This is a genomic window from Mycobacterium sp. G7A2, from assembly GCF_041902445.1.
In the GTDB taxonomy this organism is placed as follows: domain Bacteria; phylum Actinomycetota; class Actinomycetes; order Mycobacteriales; family Mycobacteriaceae; genus Mycobacterium.
In genome coordinates, this window is sequence record NZ_CP169251.1 from 3,135,588 (window position 1) to 3,156,759 (window position 21,172).

Below are 21,172 nucleotides of genomic sequence, written 5' to 3' on the forward strand. Positions count from 1 at the left end.
CCGTGCCCCTCCCGCTTTCCGACCGCCTGGCGATCGCCGATCTGGTCCATCTCTACGCAGCCGCGGTGGACGACCGCAGGTTCGACGACGTCGTCGAATTGTTCACCGGCACAGCAGAATTGCGGCTCCCCGAGCCGCCCGCGCGGCTCGACCCGGTGCGCCGCCTCCACGGTGCCCCCGGTGTGCGGGCGGCCATGTCGGGCCTGGCTGCGGTGGCCCGCACCGAGCACGCCATCGTCGGTGAGGTGTACGCACCCGGCGACGATGCCGATCACGTGCTGGGCAGGATCACCTGTATCGCCCACCACTGGACCGTCCGCGGCGACACGGTGACCGATGTCGTGTGGCACCTGCGCTACGACGACGAATACCTCAGGACGTCGCGGGGCTGGCGCATCCACGGCCGCGCGCTGACCGTCAACGCGATCGAGACGCCGATGGTCCGCCGGGTCCGGCTGCCTCCTGCAACTGGTCGACCAGCGGCCGCTGGCCCGTGAGCAACTTCACCCGCGCCGCCGCCAGGTCGAACCATGCCAGGCGGTCGATCTCGGGGAACTCCCGCTGTTGCCCTGAGCCTCGGGGCCACTCCATGGTGAACGTGTTGCTGACGGTGCCGGTCAGATCGAGGTCGGCATGCACGGCGAACACCGTGACGATCTTGCCGCCGGGTTGTCGAACCGGTTCGAGATCCAGGCGTGGCCCGGTCGGGGGCGGCTTTCCCACCTCCTCGCTGAACTCCCGCTGAGCGACCGTCCACGGGTCCTCCCCCTCGGCGTACTCGCCTTTGGGCACCGACCAGGCGCCGTCGTCCTTGCGCGCCCAGAACGGACCCCCGGGATGGCCGAGAAGCAGCTCGAGGCGATCACCGTCGCCGCGGTAGAGCAGCAGCCCGGCACTGAGTTTCGGCACGACGGGACCATAGCTGAACCAGGCGCGTGCGAGGATGGAGCACACGATGACCCGTCCCACGGAGCCGGCGGGGCGGCGGCCGCCGACACGGTCCGTCCGCCGGTTCGATCCGTTCCGGCCGATCGACATGCTCACCTCGCTGTGGTCGGCCACCGCGATGGTGCCGGTGAACAGCGGCGCCGCCGCCGCATATCGGACGTTGTTCCTCACGATCCGGCGGCTGGTGCTGGGGCGACGGCTCACAGTGCGTCTCGACGACGGTGATCTGACGATGACGGTCACCGGATTCGAGTCGCGGCTCGACGCGCGGGGGCTGTCGGTGGGTCAGCTCAATGACGTGCGACTGACCGCCGACGACGTCCGCTGGCGGAGCAGCACCTTCGGGCGGGCCACCGTGGTGGCGCACAACGTGCACATGAAGCCCGGCGCCCCGCCCGTGCTGGTCGCCGCGCCGGTGGAGTTGACGCTCGACGTGCCCGCGGCGGTGCTCGACGAGATGTTCCGCTCGGCCGCACCACGCTTCGCCGGGGAGGTCGGCCCCGACGGCGTGGCCAGGTTGCGGCTGGCGCGACGGCCCCGGCTGGGTCACCTCGAGGTGGCGGCGCGGGTGGACGGTTCCACCCTGTGGCTGACGGCGAGCCGGCTGACGGTCGGCTCCAGGGGCTGGCGGTTACCCGCGCGGACCCCGGCGTATCCGATACAGCTGCCGGAGCTGGCCCGGGGGCTTGTGCTGACCGGCATCACGTTTGCCCCGGGCGTGGTGCGGTTGTCGGGCACGGTGCCGCAATGGCGTGCCGATCTGCCCCGGACCCGCCTCGAGGACATCCTCAACCAGCTCAGCGTCACCGGGGTCGTCTTGACGGTGAGCCGGCTCGGCCGGCTGGGTTAGTGGGCCGGCGGGTTCGTTGGGCCGGCTCGCCGGCGGGTTGGTTGTGCCGGCTCGCCGGGTGCGCCACCGGCGCTCACGCTCTAGAGTCACCGGCGTGGCCGGATTCGCCCGCTACGTCGCGCTGGGCGACAGCCAGACCGAGGGACTCTGGGACGGCGACGACGACGCCGGGCTGTTCGGGTTCGCCGACCGTCTGGCGTTGAGGCTCAGCGCCGACAATCCCGGTCTCCGCTACGCCAACCTGGCCATTCGCGGCAATCAGATCCGCGATGTGTTGGTCGATCAGCTACCCCGCGCCCTGTCGATGCGCCCGGATCTCGTCACGGTGTGTATCGGCATGAACGACGTGACCCGGCCCGGTCCCGGTTTCGACGGCGCGCTGGCACGGCTCGACCAAGTGCACCGGACGTTGGCGGGTTCCGGCGCCACGGTCGTGACGACGACGTTTCCCGACGTGGCGAGAATCCTGCCGATCGGACGGGTGCTCAACACCCGCGTGCTGCGCATCAACGACGAGATCCGCGCCGCGGCGCAGCGGTACGGATTCGGGCTGGTCGATCTGTTCGATGCGCCGTCGATGGCGCAGCCCGAGACCTGGAGCGTGGATCGGGTACACGGTTCCCCCAGGGGGCACATGCTCTTCGCGGCCGCCGCAGCCGAGGCGCTGGGGTTGCCCGGCAGCAGTCACGACTGGGCCGGCGTCGACCCGTCTGCACCCCCGCCGTCAGTGCGCTCCCAGGCGTACTCCCAGGTGCTGTGGACCCAGAACATGCTGATGCCTTGGCTGTGGCGCCACGTCCGGGGTCGCTCCAGCGGCGGTGGGCGCAGTCCGCGCCGGCCCGTGCTGGCGCCGGTCTAGATACCCGTCCATGTCGCGTCGAGCTGTTCGGCGACGTCGATCACCTTGGCCTGCTGGGACTCCGGACTGTCGATCTCGCCGGCGACGTGCGCGGCGATGAACCGTTTGATCTCGGCGTCCACGCCGCCGACGATGCGGACGACCTCGGCCCGCAACGACTTCGACGTGACGTGGATGGCGATGTCGGACGAGCGCGGCTTCTCGACGTCGAGAATCAGCAGCAGCGGTTTGGCGGCGCGAGCGGTGGCGCGCAACGAGATCTCGCCGAAGACCATGAACTTCGGTTTGTCGATCCGCAGATCGACGACCATGTCGATTTCCAGTGGAATGCGGATCGAGAACGTGATGGTCTCGCCGAGATCGCGGGTGACCCGGGGCGCCATGATCCGCACTTTGGCCGTCACCTTCGCCAGCCGGCCGGGTCCCTGCGCGATCGGGCCCATCTCGAAGGCGTCGCCGGCGATCGCGCCGATCGCGTCACCGACGCGTTCCTCGGTCACCGCGACCTCGAAGAACCGGCGCCCGAACTCCTCGTACGTCACCAAATCAGCTGGATCCATGGTGCTGTTACGTTCTCACGTCCACGCACGAGGTTGCGTCAACGTGGCCGACATCGTGGCCGACATGGTGGCCGACATCGCCCTCAGGACACTGCCTCGCCGAAGAGGCGCAACCGGCCGAACGAGCCCCGATCCGGTCCGGTCTCGCCGATCAGCACCCAGCGTCGTCCGGACCGCTCGACCCGGGCCGCCACCGAGGCCCCGGACTGCACCGCTTTGGTCCAGCTGCCTCCGGACAGGTTCTTGAGCAACTCCGAGGTGGTCATCGGGGCCCTGTCGCCCTGGGTGATCGACGCGTCGCCGACACGGCGTCGCAGACCGAGCTCGTCACCCTCGCAGGCGGCGTCCAGCAGATCGGTGAACCGGCCCTTCCCCCCGCTCCCGACACCGCGAAAGCCGCGCAGGAAGCCGGCGCAGCCGCTGAGGCCCTGCTCGGTGAGCATGGTGCGGCCCAAGGTGATCCCACTGGGCACCGCGCCCAGGCCACTGCGTGCGAACTGCGTGATCATCGCCGGTAGCTCCCAGTAGGCCGACAACGCGCACACCTTCAGCTCGGAGTCGTCGTCACGTTCGTATCCGCGCAGGTCGTACCGAATGAACGTGGGGACCCGCAACGTCAGGGTCGGCGTCATCGCGATGATCAGCTCGACGTCGCGAATGACCGTGGTGTCCACGACGATGTCCCCGTCGGGATGGAAGGTGATGGCGCGAGGGCCGATGAAGGTGTCGTAGAACCTGCCGATCGCCGCCGTGCCCCGGTGTGGTCGCGACCCGACGGGGTCTTCGATCGTGCCGTCGGCGGTGAACAGACCGATCCAGCCGTCGCGGTCGTGGGCGCCGGCCGCGGCCAGCGACCGCTGCGCCGTCGACAGCAGGTCGACTCGGGTGAAGGCCATAACGTTGCCTACCACCTCAGACCAGCGGTAGTCGACACCGCGCTCTCGGCGCGGGCACACTAGAGGTATCTGCTGCGCGGGAGCGCGGCCGTCAGGAGGCACGACGATGAGCAGCAACAACGGTCCGTTCGGGCTGGACCCCGAAGACTTCGAGCGCGTCGTCCGCGAAGCGGGCGAGGGGCTGCGCGACGCGCTGGACGGGCTGGGCAAGTTCGTCAACACGTCGGGTGAGCGCGCCGGATGGTCGATGCTGTTCGACGAGTTCACCCGCGGGACGCGCACCCGCCCGGAGCCGGAGACGACCGGCGAGACGGGCGACGGGGTGTGGGCGATCTACACCGTGGGCCAGGACGGCGGCGCACACATCGAAGAGGTCTACCCCACCGAACTCGACGCGCTTCGGGCGAACAAGAACAACACCGACCCTGCGCGGCGGGTGCGGTTCCTGCCCTACGGCATAGCAGTCAGCGTCCTCGACGCGGCCGACAGCGGCGATGCCTGATCGGGACGCCTGACCGGTTGTCGGGACGGCGCTGACCGGTTCCCCGGGCTGCGCTACCGCACCAGGATTCGCAGATACTCCCAGCCACGCACCGTCGAGGTCGGCGCCAGCCGCGCGCTGTCGTGGTCGATGTCCCACTCCGGCCACCGGTTGAGGAGTTCGTCGAGGGCGACTCGGCCCTCGAGCCGGGCCAGGTTGGCGCCCAGGCAGTAGTGCAGGCCTTTGCCGAAGGTGAGATGACTGATGTTGTCGCGGTGGATGTCGAAGGTGTCGGGATCGCGGTAGCGCCGCTCGTCGCGGTTGGCCGCACCGAACAACAGCAGCATGGCGCTGCCCGCGGGCACCGTCGTGCCGGCGTAGTCGAAGTCCGCGGCCAGATACCGGGCGACGTGGGGGCCGGTGGGTTCGAAGCGCAGGGTCTCGTCGACCGCCCGCGTCAGCAGAGAGCGGTCCCGGGCGATCTCGCGCCGCTGTTCGGGGTGTTCGGCGAGCACCTTGGCCAGCCACCCGATCAGACGGCCGGTCGTCTCGTTACCGGCGCCGGCCACCACCTGGGTGTAGTGCAGCACCTCCGGGCGGGTGAGCTTGCGGTGCACACCGTGCTCGTCGGTGAACTCGACATTGAGTAGCGCCGTCATCAGATCGTCGGACGGGTTGGCTGCGCGCCAGTCGACGTAGTCGGCGTAGATGCGACCGTCGGCGATTCTGCTCGCATCGGTGACCTTCATCGGGGTGCCGGGCCTGGTGCGCAGGTTGGCGTCATTGGCGTCGCGCACCGAGACCTGCTCCGATTCCGGGATGCCCAGCAACATGCCGATGACCCGCATGGGCATCATCGCCGCGAGTTCGGCGATGATGTCGAACCCGTCGGTCCCGACCAGCGGGTCGAGACAGTTGATGCAGTAGGTCCGGATCCGGTCTTCGATCTCGGCCATCCGCCGCGGGGTGAACACCCGTGCCATCAGCCCCCGCAGCATCGTGTGTTCGGGCGGGTCCTCGAACATCATCACGCCCTCGGGCATGTCGAAGTCGGACTTGACCAGTTCGAGGATGTCGCTGCGGCGGTTGGAGAACACCTTCCAGTCCAGCAGCGCGCGTTCGACGTCGGCGTGCCGGGACAGTGCCCAGAAGTCGTAGTGCGGGTTGTGGTACAGCGGTGCCTGGTCGCGCAGCCGCGCGTACACCGGGTAGGGATCGGCGACGATCCCGGTGTCGTAGGGGTCGTAGTAAACCTGAGGCTCGGCCCCGGTGGCCGGCCCCGCCCCCGGGACGGATCTCGGGCCCGAGCCGTGGGCGGTTCCGGTGGCCGTCGCCGCGCTCGTCGTGGTCGTGCCCGCTGATCGTGGTGTTGCCATGGGCGCTCCTCCGACGGTTCCGCGGGGCTTCTCCGCCTGCAGGAGACCCTTGTTGTGCGACCGCTCAGCATATCGTGCTGTCGCTATGTGTAACAGCGGACCGAAAGGGGGTCAAGAGCTGACGCAAAAGTGACCTGGCACGCAGGTGACGCAAAGCAGTTAGCAGCGCCACAATGACTTGAGCTAGCCTGTGGCCGAGTGAGAAGTTATATCGGCTAAGTTACGATCAGCCGAACAAGAGTCACGGGAACCAGGGGTCAGATGCGCGACAGAAGTCGGGGGCAGAGGGCGTGATCGCAGTCGCCAAAAAGGTGTGGCTTCCGCTGCTGATCATAGTGGTGGTGGTGATCGCCGGCTTGACGGTATCGCGCATCCGGACCTTCTTCGGCTCGGAGGGCATCATCGAGACGCCGGAGAACTTCGCCGACCTGCCCGAACCGTTCGACCCGAAGGTCGTGCGCTACGAGATCGTCGGCAACGGCTCCTACGCCGACATCAACTACCTCGACCTCGACGCCAAGCCGCAACGCGTCGACGGTGCCGCGCTGCCGTGGTCGCTGACGCTGGAGACCACCGAGCCCTCGGCCGCGCCCAACATCGTCGCGCAGGGTGACAGCAGTTCGATCACGTGCCGCATCATCGTCGACGACGAGGTGAAGGACGAGAGGACGAACACCGGCTTGAACGCTCAGACCTTCTGCTTTGTGAAGTCGGCATGAGCGCCCCCGTCAGCGACGCACCCACCGACGCGTTCCCACCCGCCCAACCGCAGAAGCGTCCGTTCATCCCGCGGATGATCCGCGCGTTCGCCGTGCCGATCCTGCTCGGGTGGATCGCGCTCATCGTCGTCGTCAACGTCACCGTTCCGCAGCTGGAGACGGTCGGCGAGATGCAGGCGGTGTCGATGAGCCCCGACGACGCGCCGTCGATGATCTCGATGAAGAAGGTCGGCGAGCTGTTCGAGGAGGGCGACTCCGACAGCTCGGTGATGATCGTCTTCGAAGGTCAGGAACCGCTCGGCGACGAGGCGCACGCCTGGTACGACGAACTGGTCCAGCGGCTGGAGGCCGACACCACGCACGTGCAGTCGGTGCAGGACTTCTGGAGTGACCCGCTCACCGCGTCAGGATCCCAGAGCACCGACGGCAAAGCCGCCTACGTGCAGGTCAAGCTCGCCGGCAATCAGGGCGAGGCGCTGGCCAACGAGTCGGTCAAGGCCGTGCAGGGCATCGTCAACAACCTGGAGCCGCCGCCGGGCGTCACGGCCTATGTGACCGGACCCGCGGCGCTCGCGGCCGACCAGCACATCGCCGGTGACCGCAGCATGCGCACCATCGAGATGGCGACGTTCACCGTCATCATCGTGATGCTGCTGCTGGTGTATCGCTCGATCCTGACGGTCGTCATCACACTGTTCATGGTGGTGCTGTCGCTGACCACGGCCCGCGGCGTGGTCGCCTTCCTCGGCTATCACGAGGTGATCGGGCTCTCGACCTTCGCCACGAACCTGTTGGTGACACTCGCGATAGCGGCGGCAACCGACTACGCCATCTTCCTGATAGGCCGCTATCAGGAAGCCCGAAGTATGGGCGAGGACAAGGAAACCGCGTTCTACACGATGTTCCACGGCACCGCGCACGTGGTGCTGGGGTCGGGGTTGACGATCGCGGGCGCGACGTTCTGCCTGAGCTTCACGCGGTTGCCGTACTTCCAGACGCTGGGCGTGCCTCTGGCGATCGGCATGTTCGTGGTCATGCTCGCCGGCGTGGTCCTGATGGTGGCGATCATCAGCGTCGTCACCCGCTTCGGCAAGCTGTTGGAACCCAAGCGGGCCATGCGCATCCGGGGCTGGCGCAAGGTCGGTGCGGCGGTGGTGCGCTGGCCGGGACCGATCCTCGTGGCCACCATCGCGCTGGCTCTGGTCGGTCTGCTGGCCCTGCCCGGCTACAAGACCAACTACAACGACCGCGACTACCTGCCGCCCGACCTGCCCGCCAACGAGGGGTACGCCGCGGCCGACCGGCACTTCGACCCGGCCCGGATGAACCCCGAGCTGCTGATGATCGAAAGCGATCACGATCTCCGCAACTCGGCGGACTTCCTGGTCATCGACAAGATCGCCAAGGCCATCTTCAAGGTCGAGGGCATCGCCCGCGTGCAGGCGATCACCCGCCCCGACGGCAAACCGATCAAGCACACCTCGATCCCGTTCCAGATGAGCATGCAGGGCACCACCCAGCGGCTCAACGAGAAGTACATGCAGGACCGGATGGCCGACATGCTGGTCCAGGCCGACGAGATGAACGACACCATCGCCACGATGCAGAAGATGTCGAACCTGACCGGCCAGATGGCGGCGATCACCAACAACATGGTGCAGAAGATGGAAGGCATGTACGTCGACATCGCCGACCTGCGGGACAGCATCGCGAACTTCGACGACTTCTTCCGTCCGATCCGCAACTACTTCTACTGGGAACCGCACTGCTACAACATCCCGGTGTGTTGGGCCCTGCGGTCGGTGTTCGACACCCTCGACGGCATCAACATCATGACCGACGACTTCAAGGAAATCCTTCCGGAGATGCGCCGGCTCAACGAGCTGATGCCCCAGATGGTCGCGTTGATGCCCGAGATGATCGACACGATGAAGACCATGCGCACGATGATGCTGACGATGTATCAGTCTCAGAAGGGCATGCAGGACCAGATGGCGGCGATGTCCGAGGACGCCGACGCCATGGGCGAGGCGTTCGACGACTCGATGAACGACGACTCGTTCTATCTACCGCCGGAGATCTTCGAGAACGAGGACTTCCAGCGCGGCCTCGAGCAGTTCCTGTCTCCCGACGGGCACGCGGTGCGTTTCATCATCTCCCACGAGGGTGATCCGCTGAGTCCCGAAGGCGTGGCGAAGATCGACAACATCAAGACCGCGGCCAAAGAAGCGGTCAAGGGCACGCCGCTGGAAGGGTCCAAGATCTACCTCGGCGGCACCGCGGCGACCTTCAAGGACATGAAGGACGGCAACAACTACGACCTGATGATCGCCGGGATCGCCGCTCTGTCACTGATCTTCATCATCATGCTGATCCTGACCCGCGCGATCGTGGCGGCGGCGGTCATCGTGGGCACGGTGGCCATCTCGCTGGGCGCATCGTTCGGTCTGTCGATCCTGCTGTGGCAGCACATCCTCGGCATCGAGCTGCACTGGATGGTGTTCGCGATGGCGGTGATCGTGCTGCTGGGCGTCGGCGCCGACTACAACCTGCTGCTCGTCTCCCGGCTCAAAGAGGAGATCCACGCGGGTGTCGGTACCGGCATCATCCGGGCCATGGGTGGCAGTGGCTCGGTGGTAACCGCCGCCGGACTGGTGTTCGCACTTACCATGATGTCGATGGCGGTGAGTGAACTGACCGTCATCGCCCAGGTGGGTACGACGATCGGCCTGGGTCTGTTGTTCGACACCCTGGTGGTGCGGTCCTTCATGACCCCGTCGATCGCCGCCCTGCTCGGCCCGTGGTTCTGGTGGCCGCAACGGGTGCGAACCCGGCCCAAACCGTCGCCCTGGCCCAAAGCCGGTGAGCTGCAGACGAATCCGTCGGATGGAGTGAGATCTTGATGAAGCGGTTGATAATCGGTGCGGCCGCGGCCGCCGTCGGGCTGGGATCAGCTCTGGGCTTCTCCGCCCCGGCCGTCGCCGACCCCGACACGGCGTTCACCAACGAGCTGAACACCTACGGGATCTACGGCCAGAAGGACTACAACGCGTGGATCGGCAAGATCACGTGCAAGCGGATCGCCACCGGCGTCGACGCGAACGCGTTCGAGGCCGCGGATTTCGTGCACAACCAGTTGGAGAACGACTCCACCACCGAACAGGCGTGGCAATTCCTGGCAGCGGGTCTGCGCACCTACTGCCCGGACCGCCTGCCCATCCTGGATCAGGCCCGGCAATGAGTCGGTCCCGGCGTTTCTCGGCGCTGACCACCGCCGCCACCGTCGCCGCTCTGGCGGCGGGGATGATGGCGGGGGGCGGCGCACCGGCTGGGGCCCAGCCGCCGCCACCGGCCCCCGGCCAGGGTGAGCCGGTGCCGGCGTGGGCGCCGCCCAAACCCGCCGAGTTCTGGATCGGTGAGCCTGTCGTGTGGACCTCCGCGTGGGGCGGGCGCTGGGGGGTGTGGAAGAACGGCGGATTCCTGATCCTGTCGTCCAACCCCGTCACCGGAGGCGGCTGACCGATGACGCCGGCGCACACACGACCGGACCGACAGGCAACGACGAGGTAGGAGTGACGATGACAGGACCGAGAGGTCGCCTCGCGCGGATGGGGCTGGGGCTCGCGGGAGCCGCGATGGTGTTCTTCAGCGGAGCCGGACCGGCCATGGCCGATTCCACCGAGGACTATCCGATCCCACGCCGGATCATCCACACCACGTGCGACGTCGAGCAGTATCTGGCGGCGGTGCGCGACACCAGCCCGGTGTACTACGAGCGATACATGATCGACCGCAGCAACCGACCGCCAGACGTCCAGCAGATGGCCTTCGACCGCATCCACTGGTTCTTCTCGCTCGACCCGGTGGGTCGGCGCCAGTATTCGGAGAACACCGCGACGAACGTGTTCTACGAGCAGGTCGCGACGCGCTGGGGTAACTGGGCGAAGATCTTCTTCAACAACAAGGGTGTGGTCGCCCACGCCACCGACGTCTGCATGGAGTACCCGCGCGGCGACATGTCGGTCTGGAACTGGCCTGTCTGATCCTGGTTGAACGGTCGGCCCGGTTCGGCCCGACCGTGACACCACCGCCGCGCTCGACCCCGGGGCGTGGATCGCTGCGACCAGCGTGTGAAGCCCGGCGCCCGCCTGCGCCCCAGCGTGACCGCAAGCGCGCGCTTGCGCGGGAAGTTCGCGATTACCGAACGGTGCCGCCCACATGGTGACAATCTTTCTCTGATCTGTAACGCCATCCGGCGATCGAGGAGATTGCATGTCCGCACCGTCGCAGACTTCAGCGACCGATACCGGCACCCACAGGCCCCGTCGGGCGTGGGCGGCGGTGTCGGTGCTCGCCGTCGTCGGGACGCTCAACTACGCCGACCGCTTCCTGCCCGCGGTGCTCGCCGAACCCATCCGCCAGGATCTGGCGTTGTCGGACACCGCGATCGGAATCATCAACGGATTCGGCTTTCTCGCGGTCTACGCGCTCATCGGGATCCCGATCGCGAGGATTTCCGACCGCGGCGCCTACGGGCTGGTGATCTCCGGATGCCTGACCCTGTGGGGCGCCATGACGATGCTCGGCGGTGCCGTTCAGTCCGGTTTTCAACTCGCCCTCACCCGGGTCGGCGTCGCGATCGGGGAAGCGGGATCCACCCCCGCGGCGCACGCTTACGTGGCACGCAACTTCGTACCCGAGCGTCGTGCGGCGCCGCTTGCGGTCATCACGTTGGCGATTCCGCTGGCCTCGGCGGCCAGCCTCATCGGCGGCGGACTGTTGGCCGAGGCGCTGGGCTGGCGCTGGGCCTTCGTCGCCATGGGAGCGCTCAGCGTCGCCTTCGTGCCCGTCGTGCTGGCCGTCGTCGGCCGGCGCCAGAACGTACCGGCCGAACACGTCGAAATGGTTGCTGTACAACAGCTTCCGGTGAGATGGTGGGACATTCTCCGCAAGCCGAGTTATCTCGCGATCGTCAGCGGTGCCGCGTGCATCTCCGTGGCAGGCTACGCCCTGACCACCTTCGCGCCGGCGTTTCTGATGCGCGCCCGCGGGATGACACTGGGCGACGTGGGCCTGCAGTACGGCATCGCCAGCGGCCTGACCGGAATCGTCGGGCTGATCGTTGTCGGCCGCATCGCCGACAAGCTGTCCGGCATCGACGCCCGCTGGCTGCTCTGGTTGGTCGCCGCCATGACCGCCGCGCTGATCCCGTTCTCGACACTCGGCTTCCTGGTGGACAGTTCCACGCTTTCGGTGTGCTTCATCGCGCTGAGTTACGTGGTCGGCACCGCCTACATGGCGCCGTCGATCGCGGCCATCCAGCGCCTCGTGTCAGCCGAGCAGCGCGCGACCGCGTCGGCGATCTTTCTGTTCTTCAGTGCGATCCTCGGGTCGGTCGGGCCGCTTCTGACCGGCCTGATCAGCGACGCGCTGCGGACAGACCATGGGGACATGTCGCTGGGCTGGGCGCTGCTGAGTGTCGTGCCGGTCATGCAGGTCGGCGCCATCGTGTGCTACCTGCTCGCCAGCAGGCGCTTCCTGCGCGAGATCGTCGCCTGATCGATCGCTCCGCGATCTGCAGCCGGATTGATCGCTTCGCGATCTGCGGCCGGATCGATCGCTCCGCGATCTGCGGCCGGATCGATCGCTCCGCGATCAGAGCCCGAACTGGTCCTCCACGATCCCCAGCCAGATCTGCGCCGCGTCGATCGCGACCTTCTCGCTGATGAACGCATGCTGGGTGCCGGTGTAGATGTCCCGGAAGGCCCGTTCGAGTCGGCTACCTTCCCGAATCGCGCTCGTGCCCGCCACGAGATGCGCCCACTCGGCGCACTCGCGTGCGGTGTCGGTGGCGAACACCGCGGCCACGCGCATGTCGGCGCGCAGCGTCGGGGTCAGCTCTCCCCCAGCCGCCACCGCGGACTCGGCGGTGCCGAACGCATCGAGCACCAGCAACCGGGCAGCCCGCCAGGCAGCGACGTGATGGGCCAACCCCTTCTGAAATGTCGGCCGGGTGGCCAGCGCCGCCATATCGCTCATCCGGAACTTGGTCTCGGCCAACTCGGCGACGTCGTCGAGCATGCTCTTGGCCACACCGAGCGCCCAGGCCGCGTGACCGGCGGCTGTCACCGGCATCATCCCCATCCTGGTGGCAGGCGAACTCCCCCGCGCAGGCTCACGGGTGAACAGCGCGAACGTGCGGCACTGCGGGACGAAGACATCGTCGATCGCGTAGTCGTAGGAGCCGGTGCCTTTCAACCCCTGCACATGCCAGCCGTCTTTGAACACCACCTGATCACGCGGGACGATCGCAACCTGCATATCGGGGATTCCCTCACCGGCCCAGCGCATCTCGCCGTCCACCATCGGCAGGAACCCGGCCGCGACGTACTCCGCGTGGCCGGTGCCCGAACCGAAACTCCAGGATCCGGTCAACCGGTAACCACCGTCGACGGCGACGCCCTGTCCGTTCGGGAAGAACTGGCCGCCCATCGTGACCCGGTTCGACCGGGCGCTGAACACCTCGGCGAACCCGTCCTCGGGCAGGTAGGTCGCGGCAGCGAACGCCGAGGGCAGATTGGCGATCCCGATCCACCCGAACGAGCCATCCTGCCAAGCCATCTCGATCCATGTCTCGATCATCTCGGCGAACGATGGTTCGACGCCGCCGGCGGCTCCGGGATTGAACGACGACATCAGACCCGACGACCACATGGCCTCGACGATGTCGGGCGTCAGCGTGCGGGCACGCTCGGAGTCGGCAGCCTGTGATCGGACAAGATCGCGCAGCCCGCGGGCCAGGTCGACAAGCCCGTCGGCACGGATGGGTTGCGAGAGGTTCTGCGTCGCCGCCGTCACGGCCTCGACGGTACTGCGTCAGGGCAGCGCAGTGAACAGGTTCGCCGAATCTGTCATCTCTGGTGCGGGTGCGCCGCCCGTGACGACGGTCGACGGCCCCGGAGCATGGGGTGACATCGACTCGGAGACGTGGGGGACGGCCGCCGGTTCGGCCATTGTGCCCACGGGGGCTGCCGGCACCGGGCCGGCAGCGTCGGGCTGTGTGACGGCCCGCGGTTCGGAGCCGCCCAGGGGCGGCACCGCATCCGGCTGCGGGCCGCCGTGGTGCGGCACCGCCCCCGGTTGCGGGGTGCCCAGCTGAGGCACCGCCTCCGGTTGCTGGCCGCCCAGATGCGGTACGACCTCTGGTGGTGTCTCGCTCAGCAGCGGCTGCCCCTCGGGCTCGGCGGCCGTCACAGCCGCCGGGGCCGGTGCCACCTGCGGAGCGGGAACGGTGGCCGCGGACTGTGCCGGTTGATAGCTGGACACCGGCTCGGGCCGGGCACTGCGCGGGGATGGCACAGCGACCACTTTCCGGGCCGGAATGGTGACCGTGTTCGGCGGTGTCACCGGCACCGCAACCCAGCCCGGCTCGGCGGCGCTGGGCTGCTCGACCGCCGTCGCGGCGGGAGCGACGTCCGGACCACCGGCCGCTCCGAGAAAGAAGACACCGATTGCCACGGCTGCTGCGACACCGAGCGCCGAGGTGAGAAGCCGCCGCGCAGGACTCCGCCGGACCGGGTCGACGCCCACCGGGTCGGGGATCGTCTCGTCGTGGTCGGCGGCCGCCATCGCGGCACCGTAGGCCAGCGCGATGTCGACCGGCAGGTCGGCGTCCTCGGGGTCGACGAGCACCGCCAGCGCCCGCGACTGCGGCACCGCCTCGACGGGCGACAGAGCCAGGCTGCGAAGTCGACTCTGCAGCCGCAACCCGTCGTGTCCGGCGTCGTCACTCCACGTGATGCGGACACGGTCGATCTCGTGACCGGCGGTGGCGGCGATGGCATGGGCACCCAACACCGCCGCGCGAGCGGTCTCCGCGCCGGCGGTGACCTCCAGGACATCGTGGTCGAGCAGTCCACCGGAGTCGACGTCCACCAACACCCAACCCACCATGTCGGCGGTCAGAGACAGTCCCATCACCGTGCCCACGGTGATCCCCTTCCGACGACGGATTCGGTGTGTGCGGTGTATCGCGGTGCTCCGACGTGCTGTTACATGCGCCTCACGGCTGGACAAGGTGAGACCCAGCCCATAAGCTCCTTCTAAAGGTCGACTGGCCAACCTTTGAGTTCTGTCCGGTGCTCGACGAATCGGCAGGAGCGTAACGCTGACACGCGCTTTGTGCGCGCCGACGGCGCGACGATGCGGTCGCGCCGCCGTCGGTGATGGCCTGCGCGTGAATTGTGTCTCGTTATTGCATTGTGTCCCAACTGGTTTCGGTGAAAATCTGCAACGGTGGTGCAACCGGGTGGAGCATAGTGTGCTAGTTCACACCTACGAACGGAGTCTCATGCCATGAGTAGCGACAGTCACCCCCACCACCCACGACGTGGCGTGGAAGAGCACAACGAGTCGGATGACTACCTGCAGAAGCGCCAGCTGAAGACGGGAACCGCTGGGTGGCTGCTGCTGGCCAGCCTCGGCGTCGGCTATGTCATCTCGGGCGACTACTCCGGCTGGAACTTCGGACTGGGCCAGGGCGGGTTCGGCGGTTTGGCCATCGCCGCCGTCATCATCGCCGGCATGTACCTCGCCCTGGTTCTCGGCATGGCTGAGATGTCCTCGGCCCTGCCCGCGGCCGGTGGCGGCTACACGTTCGCACGGCGTGCGCTGGGTCCCTGGGGCGGCTTCGCCACGGGCACCGCGATCCTCATCGAATACGCCATCGCGCCGGCGGCCATCGCCACCTTCATCGGTGCCTACGTCGAATCGCTGAACCTGTTCGGCATCCAGGACGGCTGGTGGGTCTACCTGGCCGCCTACGCCATCTTCATCGGCATCCATCTCTCCGGAGTCGGCGAAGCGCTCAAGGTGATGTTCGTGATCACCGGTATCGCCCTGCTCGGTCTGGTGATCTTCGCGATCTCGGCGATAGGGCAGTTCGACGCGGCGAATCTGACCGACATCGCCGTGACCGACGCGGCGGGCGCCTCGGAGTGGCTGCCGTTCGGCTATCTGGGTATTTGGGCGGCGATCCCGTTCGCGATCTGGTTCTTCCTGGCGATCGAAGGTGTCCCGCTGGCTGCCGAGGAAGCCGCCAACCCGGCCCGCAACGTTCCCCGCGGCATCATCGCCGGCATCGCGGTGCTGCTCGTCACGTGCCTGACGGTGCTGGTGCTCACGCCCGGAGCCGGTGGCGCCGCGGCGATGTCGGAGTCGGGTAACCCGTTGGTCGAGGCCCTCGGCGACGGCACGATGGCCAAGGTCGTCAACTACATCGGCCTGGCCGGTCTGATCGCCAGCTTCTTCTCCATCATCTACGCCTACTCGCGCCAGCTCTTCGCGTTGTCCCGGGCCGGCTACCTGCCGACCGCCCTGTCGGTGACGAACTCGCGCAAGGCGCCCACGTTGGCCCTCGTGGTGCCCGGCGTCATCGGGTTCGCGCTGTCACTGACCGGCCAGGGTGCGTTGTTGCTCAACATGGCTGTCTTCGGCGCAGCGCTGAGCTACGTGCTGATGATGGTCAGCCACATCGTGTTGCGGGTCCGGGCTCCCGAGATGGAGCGGCCGTACCGCACCCCCGGTGGCGTGGTCACCACCGGCTTCGCGCTCGTCATCGCGGTACTCGCGGTCATCGCCACATTCCTGGTCGACAGCGTCGCCGCGCTGGGTTGCCTGATCGTATTCGCGTTGTTCATGGCCTATTTCGGGCTCTACAGCCGGCACCACCTGGTGGCGAACTCCCCCGACGAGGAATTCGCCGCTCTGGCCGCAGCCGAGGAAGAGCTGAATTGACCTATCGCCAGCAGATTTCCGGACACACCTACCAGTTCGACGGTCTGGTCGACGTTCTGGCCAAGGCGACTCCGCTGCGCTCCGGTGACGAACTCGCCGGATGCGCGGCGGAGTCCGACGCCGAACGTGCCGCCGCGGCCTGGGTGCTCGCCGATCTGCCGCTGTCGACGTTTCTCGACGAAGCCGTCGTCCCCTACGAAACCGACGACATCACCCGACTGATCATCGACAGCCACGATCGGCAGGTCTTCTCGCAGATCTCCCATCTGACGGTCGGCGGCTTCCGAGACTGGTTGCTCGACGCGGCGAGCCAGGACGACAGCGCCGAGCGCATCGCCGCGGTGGCTGCGGGACTGACACCAGAGATGGTCGCGGCGGTGTCGAAGATCATGCGCAACCAGGATCTGATCGCCGTAGCGGCCGCGTGCACCGTCAGTGCGGCGTTTCGGACCTCGATCGGGGTGCCTGGCACGTTGGCGACCCGTCTGCAGCCCAACCACCCGACCGACAACCCGCGCGGCATCGCCGCGGCCACCCTCGATGGGCTGCTGATGGGCTGCGGTGACGCGGTCATCGGCATCAATCCCGCGACCGACTCACCGCAACACACCTCGGATCTGTTGCATCTGCTCGACGAAATCAGGCAGCGTTTCGAGATCCCGATGCAGTCGTGCGTGCTGTCCCACGTCACGACGACCATGGAGTTGATCGACCGCGGTGCGCCGGTCGATCTGGTGTTCCAGTCCATCGCCGGGACACAGGGCGCCAACACCAGTTTCGGCATCACGCTGGCCATGCTCACCGAGGCCAACGAGGCGGGCCGCAGCCTGGGCCGGGGCACGATCGGCGACAACGTGATGTATCTGGAGACCGGGCAGGGTTCGGCATTGTCGGCCGGCGCGCACCTGGGTACCGGAGGCCGTCCGGTGGATCAACAGACGTTGGAGACCAGAGCCTACGCAGTGGCGCGCGCGCTGGATCCGCTGCTGGTCAACACCGTTGTCGGATTCATCGGCCCGGAATACCTCTACGACGGCAAGCAGATCGTCCGGGCCGGGCTCGAAGATCACTTCTGCGGGAAGCTGCTGGGTCTGCCGATGGGGGTGGACGTCTGCTACACCAACCACGCCGAGGCCGACCAGGACGACATGGACACGCTGCTCACGCTGCTCGGCGTCGCGGGGGCGGCATTCGTGATCACCGTGCCGGGCGCCGACGACGTCATGCTCGGCTATCAGAGCCTGGCGTTTCACGATGCGCTGTACGTGCGCAAGGCTCTGGGACTGCGGCCGGCGCCGGAGTTCGAAGCGTGGCTGGCCCGGTTGGGCATGGCCGACGGTGAGGGCCGGGTGCTGCCCGTCGACCCCGCCGGCTCCCCCCTGCTCGGATTGGCGTCGGGTCAGTGAACGACGCGGACCGCCGACCCGCAGACGATGTCTGGGCACCGTTGCGGCGCACCACACAGGCGCGTATCGGACTGGGCCGGGCGGGCAATGCGCTGCCGTCGCGGCGGGTGCTGGAGTTCAAAGCCGCGCATTCCGCGGCCCGGGACGCCGTGCATGTCCCGCTGGACGCCGATCAGTTCGCCGAGCAGGTCGAGGCGGTCGGGCTCGGGGCGCCGGTGCTGGTCAGCAGCCGTGCGGAGTCCCGCAGCGAGTACCTGCGCAGGCCCGACCTCGGCCGCACCCCGGCCGACGTGAGCGCGCTTCCGTCCACCGGCGCCGACGTCGGCATCGTGCTGGCCGACGGGTTGTCGCCGCGCGCACTGGTCGATCACGGTGTCGGGCTGCTGAGTGCGTTGGTGGACGAATTCGCCGGCCGTTACCGGCTGGCGCCACCGGTGATCGCGACGCAGGCGCGGGTGGCACTCGGTGACCACATCGGCGCGGCGCTGGACGTCGCCACGCTCGTGATGGTGATCGGTGAGCGGCCGGGGCTGTCGGTCGCCGACAGCCTGGGGATCTACCTGACCCACCTGCCGCGGCCGGGCCGCACCGACGCCGACCGCAATTGCATCTCCAACATCCACCCGCCGGACGGGCTGGGATATCACCGCGCTGCCCGCACCACCGCCGCGCTGATCTCCGGAGCCCGTCAACTCGGACGCTCGGGGGTCGCGCTCAAGGACACCTCACCGGCACTGCTCGGTGACGACGGAGGTCAGCCCGCGCTGGGCTGATCGCGCGCCAACTCGGCGCACCCCGCTGCGGTGACCCCGTCGACGGGAAACCACTGCTCGATGCGGATGTCTTCGACGCTCACCTCCAGCGGCGCCTGCAGAACGCTGACCAGCAGCAGAAATGACCACGTCGCCGCGCCGACCCTGAGCTTCAACTCCACGGTCGCAGCGGACGGCGTCGTGGGATCGGGGCGCCGCCAGTCCTGATCCAGGCCGGGCGATGCTTCGACGTGGTCGAGGAGTTCGCGTAAAGACCCGTTGTCGGGGTCGGCCAGCATCTCCCGCTGCAGCCGCCACATCAGTTCGCGCGCCACCGTCGCATGGTTGACGATGACGCGTCCGCCGATGCCGGGATCGAGCGTGAGCAGGGCCAGATTCGCCTCGCCGAGATGTCCGGGTGCCAGCTCCGGCAGCGCGGCACCGAGCACCGCCCGGCCGCCCTCGTTGGCGTCCAGCACCCGGTAGCTGCGGTCCATCACGAACAGCGGAAACGGCTCGTGGTGCTTTTTCATCAGCTCCAGTGCCGAGGACACCTCTGGCGGGAAGCCCTCGGCGGGCTCGGCGTATCGCGGTGGGTGGCCGGCCGCGCGCAGCATCGCATTGGCTTGCCGCAGAGGTACATCCAGCGCAGCTGCCAGCCGCAGAACCATCTCGACGCTCGGTGACGACCGGCCGGTTTCGAGGAAGCTCAGGTGACGGGTGGACACGTCGGCCGCCAGCGCGAGGTCGAGCTGGCTCATCCCTCGGCGCCTGCGCCAGTGCCGCAGCAAGGTCGAATACAGCCCGCGGCGATCGTCGGCGTATCTCTGCGCCCCGTGTCGGTGCACGACAGCGACAGTAATCCAGCCTGGAACGCCGCAGTCGTTACCTCGTCAGGTCATTGCGGCGCCCCGGTGAGGAATCCAAGCTTTACCGAGATCGGCGGGCAGCGGATCTTCCCGCGAAGGAGGGCATTGCGATGTCGACGTTGACCCGGGCGGAGGCCGCCGACCTGTTCCGCCGGCCCGCCGACCGCCACATCTGCGTGGGCAACGGGCAGGTCGCGGTGCGCAGTGTGGGCACCGGCCCCGATGTGCTGTTCGTCCACGGCTGGCCGGTGTCGGGCGCAACGTTCCGCGGTCTGCTGCCCCACCTGAGCCCCCACCTCCGTTGCCATGTCGTCGATCTGGCCGGGGCGGGTGACAGCCGGTTCGGCCCGGACTCCCGCTTCGGCATCGGTGATCACGCCGCGGCGGTTCGGCAGGTGGTGGACGCCATGAACTTCGGCGATGTGGCGGTGGTCGGCCATGACAGCGGAGGGCTCATCGCCCGTCACGCCCTCGCCGGTGATCCCCGGGTCCGTTCCTGGGGCCTGATCGACACCGAGCAGCCGCAGGGCCCGACTCTTCGCTTCCGTTCGTTTCTGGCCATCCGTGTGGTGCCCCGCTTCGAGAACCTGCTGGCCTACCTCGTCAACCAACCGCGGATTCGCCGCAACAAGCTCGTCCTGGGTGACTGCTTCACCGATCGTGATCTGCTCGACGGTGAGTTCGCCGAGTTCTTCCTCCGCCCTCTGCGTCACGACGCGGCTCGCCGTCGAGCGGCCGGGGATTTCGGCCGGCAGTTCGACCTCGGCGCCTTCGGCGCGCTGACCGAGTTGCACCACCGGATCGCCGTGCCTGTCCACCTGGTGCACGGTGAGCGGGATGCGTTCTTTCCGCTGTCGTGGACCCGTCAGATGGTCACCACTTTTTCCGGACCGGTGCAGCTCGACGTGATCGCGCGAGGAAAACTCTTCGCGCACGAGGAGTTTCCGCGTGAGTGCGCTGAGGCGTTGTTGCCGACCCTCCTCGCGAATCGGCGTGCTGCCCGTTAGGCGGCGGTGTTCGCCAACGCCTCGATGCGGGCCAGCGCCTCCTCGGCGAGATCGGCGGCACCGGGGTTCCCCGACTCTCCGCATGCGGTGATCTCCACGGCGGCGTTGTGTGCCGCGACGAAGGTGTTGTCGCAATTCCAGTCGACCGCACGCAGCTGCCAGAGCACACTGTTTTGCGGCTGGGGCGCGCTCCCCGGAGCGACGTCGAACAGATAGGTGCGGTCTTTCATCGTGGTGACGGTCAGTGTCTGGTCGCGGCACTCGTCAGCCGTGCGGCGCACCAGGTCCAGCGCCGCTGCCGGATCGAAGTCGTAGCGGTAGACCGCGACCATCTCCTCGATGTAGATCGATCCGTCCGGGGTCGTCCAGTGTCCGCCGTCGGTGGCCAGCGGCCGGTGCGCCTGGATGAAGGGCGGGTCGACTTCACGGGCCAGCCCCGCGCAGCGCTGTGGTTCGACGACCGCGAACAGATTGCCTTCCTCGCCGCGGACGTCGGGGCTCAACAGGTCGGCGACCTGGGTGGTGAGGATCGGCGCCGCGACCGAACCCGCGGTCGCGGTGGCGTCGTCGACGTGGCGGGCGCACGCCGCCACCAGGACCACGCTGCCCGCCGCAGCGAGCACACCTGCACGTGCGCGCGCTCGTCGGCGGGCT

22 protein-coding genes are annotated in these 21,172 nt (G+C 67.8%); 14 read left to right on the forward strand and 8 right to left on the reverse strand.

Annotated elements, in window-relative coordinates; translation table 11 throughout:
• The first annotated feature begins 2 nt into the window (after nucleotides 1–2).
• A complete protein-coding gene (locus ACEWX3_RS14960) occupies nucleotides 3–497 on the forward strand; it encodes a nuclear transport factor 2 family protein (protein ID WP_207067078.1) in 495 nt (164 codons plus the stop codon).
• On the opposite strand, the gene ACEWX3_RS14965 is transcribed toward ACEWX3_RS14960, so the two are convergent.
• The gene (locus tag ACEWX3_RS14965) at nucleotides 418–909 is read right to left on the reverse strand and encodes an NUDIX domain-containing protein (RefSeq protein ID WP_374156967.1); all 492 of its coding nucleotides are present in this window, start codon (nucleotides 907–909) and stop codon (nucleotides 418–420) included. The two genes, ACEWX3_RS14960 and ACEWX3_RS14965, sit on opposite strands and share 80 nt — an antisense overlap.
• Before the next feature lie 46 nt (nucleotides 910–955).
• Here ACEWX3_RS14965 and ACEWX3_RS14970 point away from each other — a divergent pair, with 46 nt between their 5' ends.
• Both ACEWX3_RS14970 and ACEWX3_RS14975 read left to right on the forward strand, forming a co-directional pair.
• Nucleotides 956–1,798, forward strand: coding sequence for a hypothetical protein (locus ACEWX3_RS14970; protein ID WP_179967512.1), 843 nt, complete (start codon nucleotides 956–958; stop codon nucleotides 1,796–1,798).
• A gap of 94 nt (nucleotides 1,799–1,892) precedes the next feature.
• Nucleotides 1,893–2,657 carry an SGNH/GDSL hydrolase family protein gene (locus ACEWX3_RS14975; protein ID WP_374156968.1) on the forward strand — a complete coding sequence of 255 codons (765 nt, stop codon included), beginning with the start codon at nucleotides 1,893–1,895 and terminating at the stop codon, nucleotides 2,655–2,657.
• Here ACEWX3_RS14975 and ACEWX3_RS14980 read toward each other — a convergent pair.
• A complete protein-coding gene (locus ACEWX3_RS14980; RefSeq protein WP_207067081.1) occupies nucleotides 2,654–3,217 on the reverse strand; it encodes a hypothetical protein in 564 nt (187 codons plus the stop codon). The two genes, ACEWX3_RS14975 and ACEWX3_RS14980, sit on opposite strands and share 4 nt — an antisense overlap.
• An 83-nt stretch (nucleotides 3,218–3,300) precedes the next feature.
• Nucleotides 3,301–4,113 (reverse strand): nuclear transport factor 2 family protein, encoded by an 813-nt coding sequence (locus ACEWX3_RS14985; RefSeq protein ID WP_374156969.1) that lies wholly within the window; start codon nucleotides 4,111–4,113, stop codon nucleotides 3,301–3,303.
• 106 nt (nucleotides 4,114–4,219) lie between these two features.
• Here ACEWX3_RS14985 and ACEWX3_RS14990 point away from each other — a divergent pair, with 106 nt between their 5' ends.
• Entirely contained in the window at nucleotides 4,220–4,615 is a 396-nt protein-coding gene (locus ACEWX3_RS14990) for a hypothetical protein (protein ID WP_207067083.1), read from the forward strand.
• Between the two features lie 53 nt (nucleotides 4,616–4,668).
• Here ACEWX3_RS14990 and ACEWX3_RS14995 read toward each other — a convergent pair whose 3' ends face one another.
• Nucleotides 4,669–5,970 (reverse strand): cytochrome P450, encoded by a 1,302-nt coding sequence (locus ACEWX3_RS14995; protein WP_374156970.1) that lies wholly within the window; start codon nucleotides 5,968–5,970, stop codon nucleotides 4,669–4,671.
• Between the two features lie 290 nt (nucleotides 5,971–6,260).
• Here ACEWX3_RS14995 and ACEWX3_RS15000 point away from each other — a divergent pair, with 290 nt between their 5' ends.
• The 6 genes from ACEWX3_RS15000 (at nucleotide 6,261) to ACEWX3_RS15025 (ending at nucleotide 12,248) form a co-directional block, all read left to right on the forward strand.
• On the forward strand, nucleotides 6,261–6,689 hold the full coding sequence (locus ACEWX3_RS15000; RefSeq protein ID WP_283613726.1) for an MmpS family protein: 429 nt from the start codon (nucleotides 6,261–6,263) through the stop codon (nucleotides 6,687–6,689).
• Nucleotides 6,686–9,592 carry an RND family transporter gene (locus ACEWX3_RS15005; protein ID WP_374156971.1) on the forward strand — a complete coding sequence of 969 codons (2,907 nt, stop codon included), beginning with the start codon at nucleotides 6,686–6,688 and terminating at the stop codon, nucleotides 9,590–9,592. Before ACEWX3_RS15000 ends, ACEWX3_RS15005 begins: the two co-directional genes overlap by 4 nt.
• Nucleotides 9,592–9,930 (forward strand): DUF732 domain-containing protein, encoded by a 339-nt coding sequence (locus tag ACEWX3_RS15010; RefSeq protein ID WP_374156972.1) that lies wholly within the window; start codon nucleotides 9,592–9,594, stop codon nucleotides 9,928–9,930. The genes ACEWX3_RS15005 and ACEWX3_RS15010 overlap by 1 nt, the downstream gene beginning before the upstream one ends.
• Nucleotides 9,927–10,208 (forward strand): hypothetical protein, encoded by a 282-nt coding sequence (locus ACEWX3_RS15015; RefSeq protein ID WP_207067088.1) that lies wholly within the window; start codon nucleotides 9,927–9,929, stop codon nucleotides 10,206–10,208. Before ACEWX3_RS15010 ends, ACEWX3_RS15015 begins: the two co-directional genes overlap by 4 nt.
• A 59-nt stretch (nucleotides 10,209–10,267) precedes the next feature.
• Nucleotides 10,268–10,732 carry a DUF5078 domain-containing protein gene (locus tag ACEWX3_RS15020; RefSeq protein WP_374156973.1) on the forward strand — a complete coding sequence of 155 codons (465 nt, stop codon included), beginning with the start codon at nucleotides 10,268–10,270 and terminating at the stop codon, nucleotides 10,730–10,732.
• Nucleotides 10,733–10,961: 229 nt separating this feature from the next.
• Nucleotides 10,962–12,248, forward strand: coding sequence for a spinster family MFS transporter (locus tag ACEWX3_RS15025; RefSeq protein ID WP_374156974.1), 1,287 nt, complete (start codon nucleotides 10,962–10,964; stop codon nucleotides 12,246–12,248).
• Nucleotides 12,249–12,344: 96 nt separating this feature from the next.
• On the opposite strand, the gene ACEWX3_RS15030 is transcribed toward ACEWX3_RS15025, so the two are convergent.
• Both ACEWX3_RS15030 and ACEWX3_RS15035 read right to left on the reverse strand, forming a co-directional pair.
• On the reverse strand, nucleotides 12,345–13,547 hold the full coding sequence (locus ACEWX3_RS15030; RefSeq protein ID WP_374156975.1) for an acyl-CoA dehydrogenase family protein: 1,203 nt from the start codon (nucleotides 13,545–13,547) through the stop codon (nucleotides 12,345–12,347).
• A gap of 18 nt (nucleotides 13,548–13,565) precedes the next feature.
• Nucleotides 13,566–14,678 (reverse strand): hypothetical protein, encoded by a 1,113-nt coding sequence (locus ACEWX3_RS15035; RefSeq protein ID WP_374156976.1) that lies wholly within the window; start codon nucleotides 14,676–14,678, stop codon nucleotides 13,566–13,568.
• Between the two features lie 366 nt (nucleotides 14,679–15,044).
• Here ACEWX3_RS15035 and eat point away from each other — a divergent pair, with 366 nt between their 5' ends.
• The 3 genes from eat to eutC are packed head-to-tail and all read left to right on the forward strand — an operon-like array spanning nucleotide 15,045 to nucleotide 18,663.
• Complete coding sequence (gene eat / locus ACEWX3_RS15040) at nucleotides 15,045–16,484, forward strand: ethanolamine permease (RefSeq protein WP_221357688.1); 1,440 nt, start codon at nucleotides 15,045–15,047, stop codon at nucleotides 16,482–16,484.
• Entirely contained in the window at nucleotides 16,481–17,890 is a 1,410-nt protein-coding gene (locus ACEWX3_RS15045) for an ethanolamine ammonia-lyase subunit EutB (protein WP_374156977.1), read from the forward strand. The genes eat and ACEWX3_RS15045 overlap by 4 nt, the downstream gene beginning before the upstream one ends.
• Nucleotides 17,887–18,663 (forward strand): ethanolamine ammonia-lyase subunit EutC, encoded by a 777-nt coding sequence (gene eutC / locus ACEWX3_RS15050; protein ID WP_221357689.1) that lies wholly within the window; start codon nucleotides 17,887–17,889, stop codon nucleotides 18,661–18,663. The genes ACEWX3_RS15045 and eutC overlap by 4 nt, the downstream gene beginning before the upstream one ends.
• Here the strand turns inward: eutC and ACEWX3_RS15055 are convergent.
• Complete coding sequence (locus tag ACEWX3_RS15055) at nucleotides 18,645–19,490, reverse strand: helix-turn-helix transcriptional regulator (RefSeq protein WP_207067094.1); 846 nt, start codon at nucleotides 19,488–19,490, stop codon at nucleotides 18,645–18,647. The two genes, eutC and ACEWX3_RS15055, sit on opposite strands and share 19 nt — an antisense overlap.
• A 131-nt stretch (nucleotides 19,491–19,621) precedes the next feature.
• On the opposite strand from ACEWX3_RS15055, the gene ACEWX3_RS15060 reads away from it, so the two are divergent.
• Nucleotides 19,622–20,518: an alpha/beta fold hydrolase gene (locus ACEWX3_RS15060; RefSeq protein ID WP_374156978.1), complete on the forward strand. Its 897-nt coding sequence runs from the start codon at nucleotides 19,622–19,624 to the stop codon at nucleotides 20,516–20,518.
• Here the strand turns inward: ACEWX3_RS15060 and ACEWX3_RS15065 are convergent.
• Nucleotides 20,515–21,141 carry a sensor domain-containing protein gene (locus ACEWX3_RS15065; protein WP_374156979.1) on the reverse strand — a complete coding sequence of 209 codons (627 nt, stop codon included), beginning with the start codon at nucleotides 21,139–21,141 and terminating at the stop codon, nucleotides 20,515–20,517. The two genes, ACEWX3_RS15060 and ACEWX3_RS15065, sit on opposite strands and share 4 nt — an antisense overlap.
• Nucleotides 21,142–21,172: the final 31 nt, after the last annotated feature.

What these genes read in the sequence shown, in the direction of transcription:
- ACEWX3_RS14980 (WP_207067081.1), bottom strand. Translation starts at nt 3,217, where the DNA reads ATGGATCCAGCTGATTTGGTGACGTACGAGGAGTTCGGGCGCCGGTTC.
- ACEWX3_RS15005 (WP_374156971.1), top strand. Translation starts at nt 6,686, where the DNA reads ATGAGCGCCCCCGTCAGCGACGCACCCACCGACGCGTTCCCACCCGCC.
- ACEWX3_RS15020 (WP_374156973.1), top strand. Translation starts at nt 10,268, where the DNA reads ATGACAGGACCGAGAGGTCGCCTCGCGCGGATGGGGCTGGGGCTCGCG.
- ACEWX3_RS15025 (WP_374156974.1), top strand. Translation starts at nt 10,962, where the DNA reads ATGTCCGCACCGTCGCAGACTTCAGCGACCGATACCGGCACCCACAGG.
- ACEWX3_RS14995 (WP_374156970.1), bottom strand. Translation starts at nt 5,970, where the DNA reads ATGGCAACACCACGATCAGCGGGCACGACCACGACGAGCGCGGCGACG.
- ACEWX3_RS14985 (WP_374156969.1), bottom strand. Translation starts at nt 4,113, where the DNA reads ATGGCCTTCACCCGAGTCGACCTGCTGTCGACGGCGCAGCGGTCGCTG.
- ACEWX3_RS14970 (WP_179967512.1), top strand. Translation starts at nt 956, where the DNA reads ATGACCCGTCCCACGGAGCCGGCGGGGCGGCGGCCGCCGACACGGTCC.
- ACEWX3_RS15015 (WP_207067088.1), top strand. Translation starts at nt 9,927, where the DNA reads ATGAGTCGGTCCCGGCGTTTCTCGGCGCTGACCACCGCCGCCACCGTC.
- eat (WP_221357688.1), top strand. Translation starts at nt 15,045, where the DNA reads ATGAGTAGCGACAGTCACCCCCACCACCCACGACGTGGCGTGGAAGAG.
- ACEWX3_RS15010 (WP_374156972.1), top strand. Translation starts at nt 9,592, where the DNA reads ATGAAGCGGTTGATAATCGGTGCGGCCGCGGCCGCCGTCGGGCTGGGA.
- ACEWX3_RS15060 (WP_374156978.1), top strand. Translation starts at nt 19,622, where the DNA reads ATGTCGACGTTGACCCGGGCGGAGGCCGCCGACCTGTTCCGCCGGCCC.
- ACEWX3_RS14990 (WP_207067083.1), top strand. Translation starts at nt 4,220, where the DNA reads ATGAGCAGCAACAACGGTCCGTTCGGGCTGGACCCCGAAGACTTCGAG.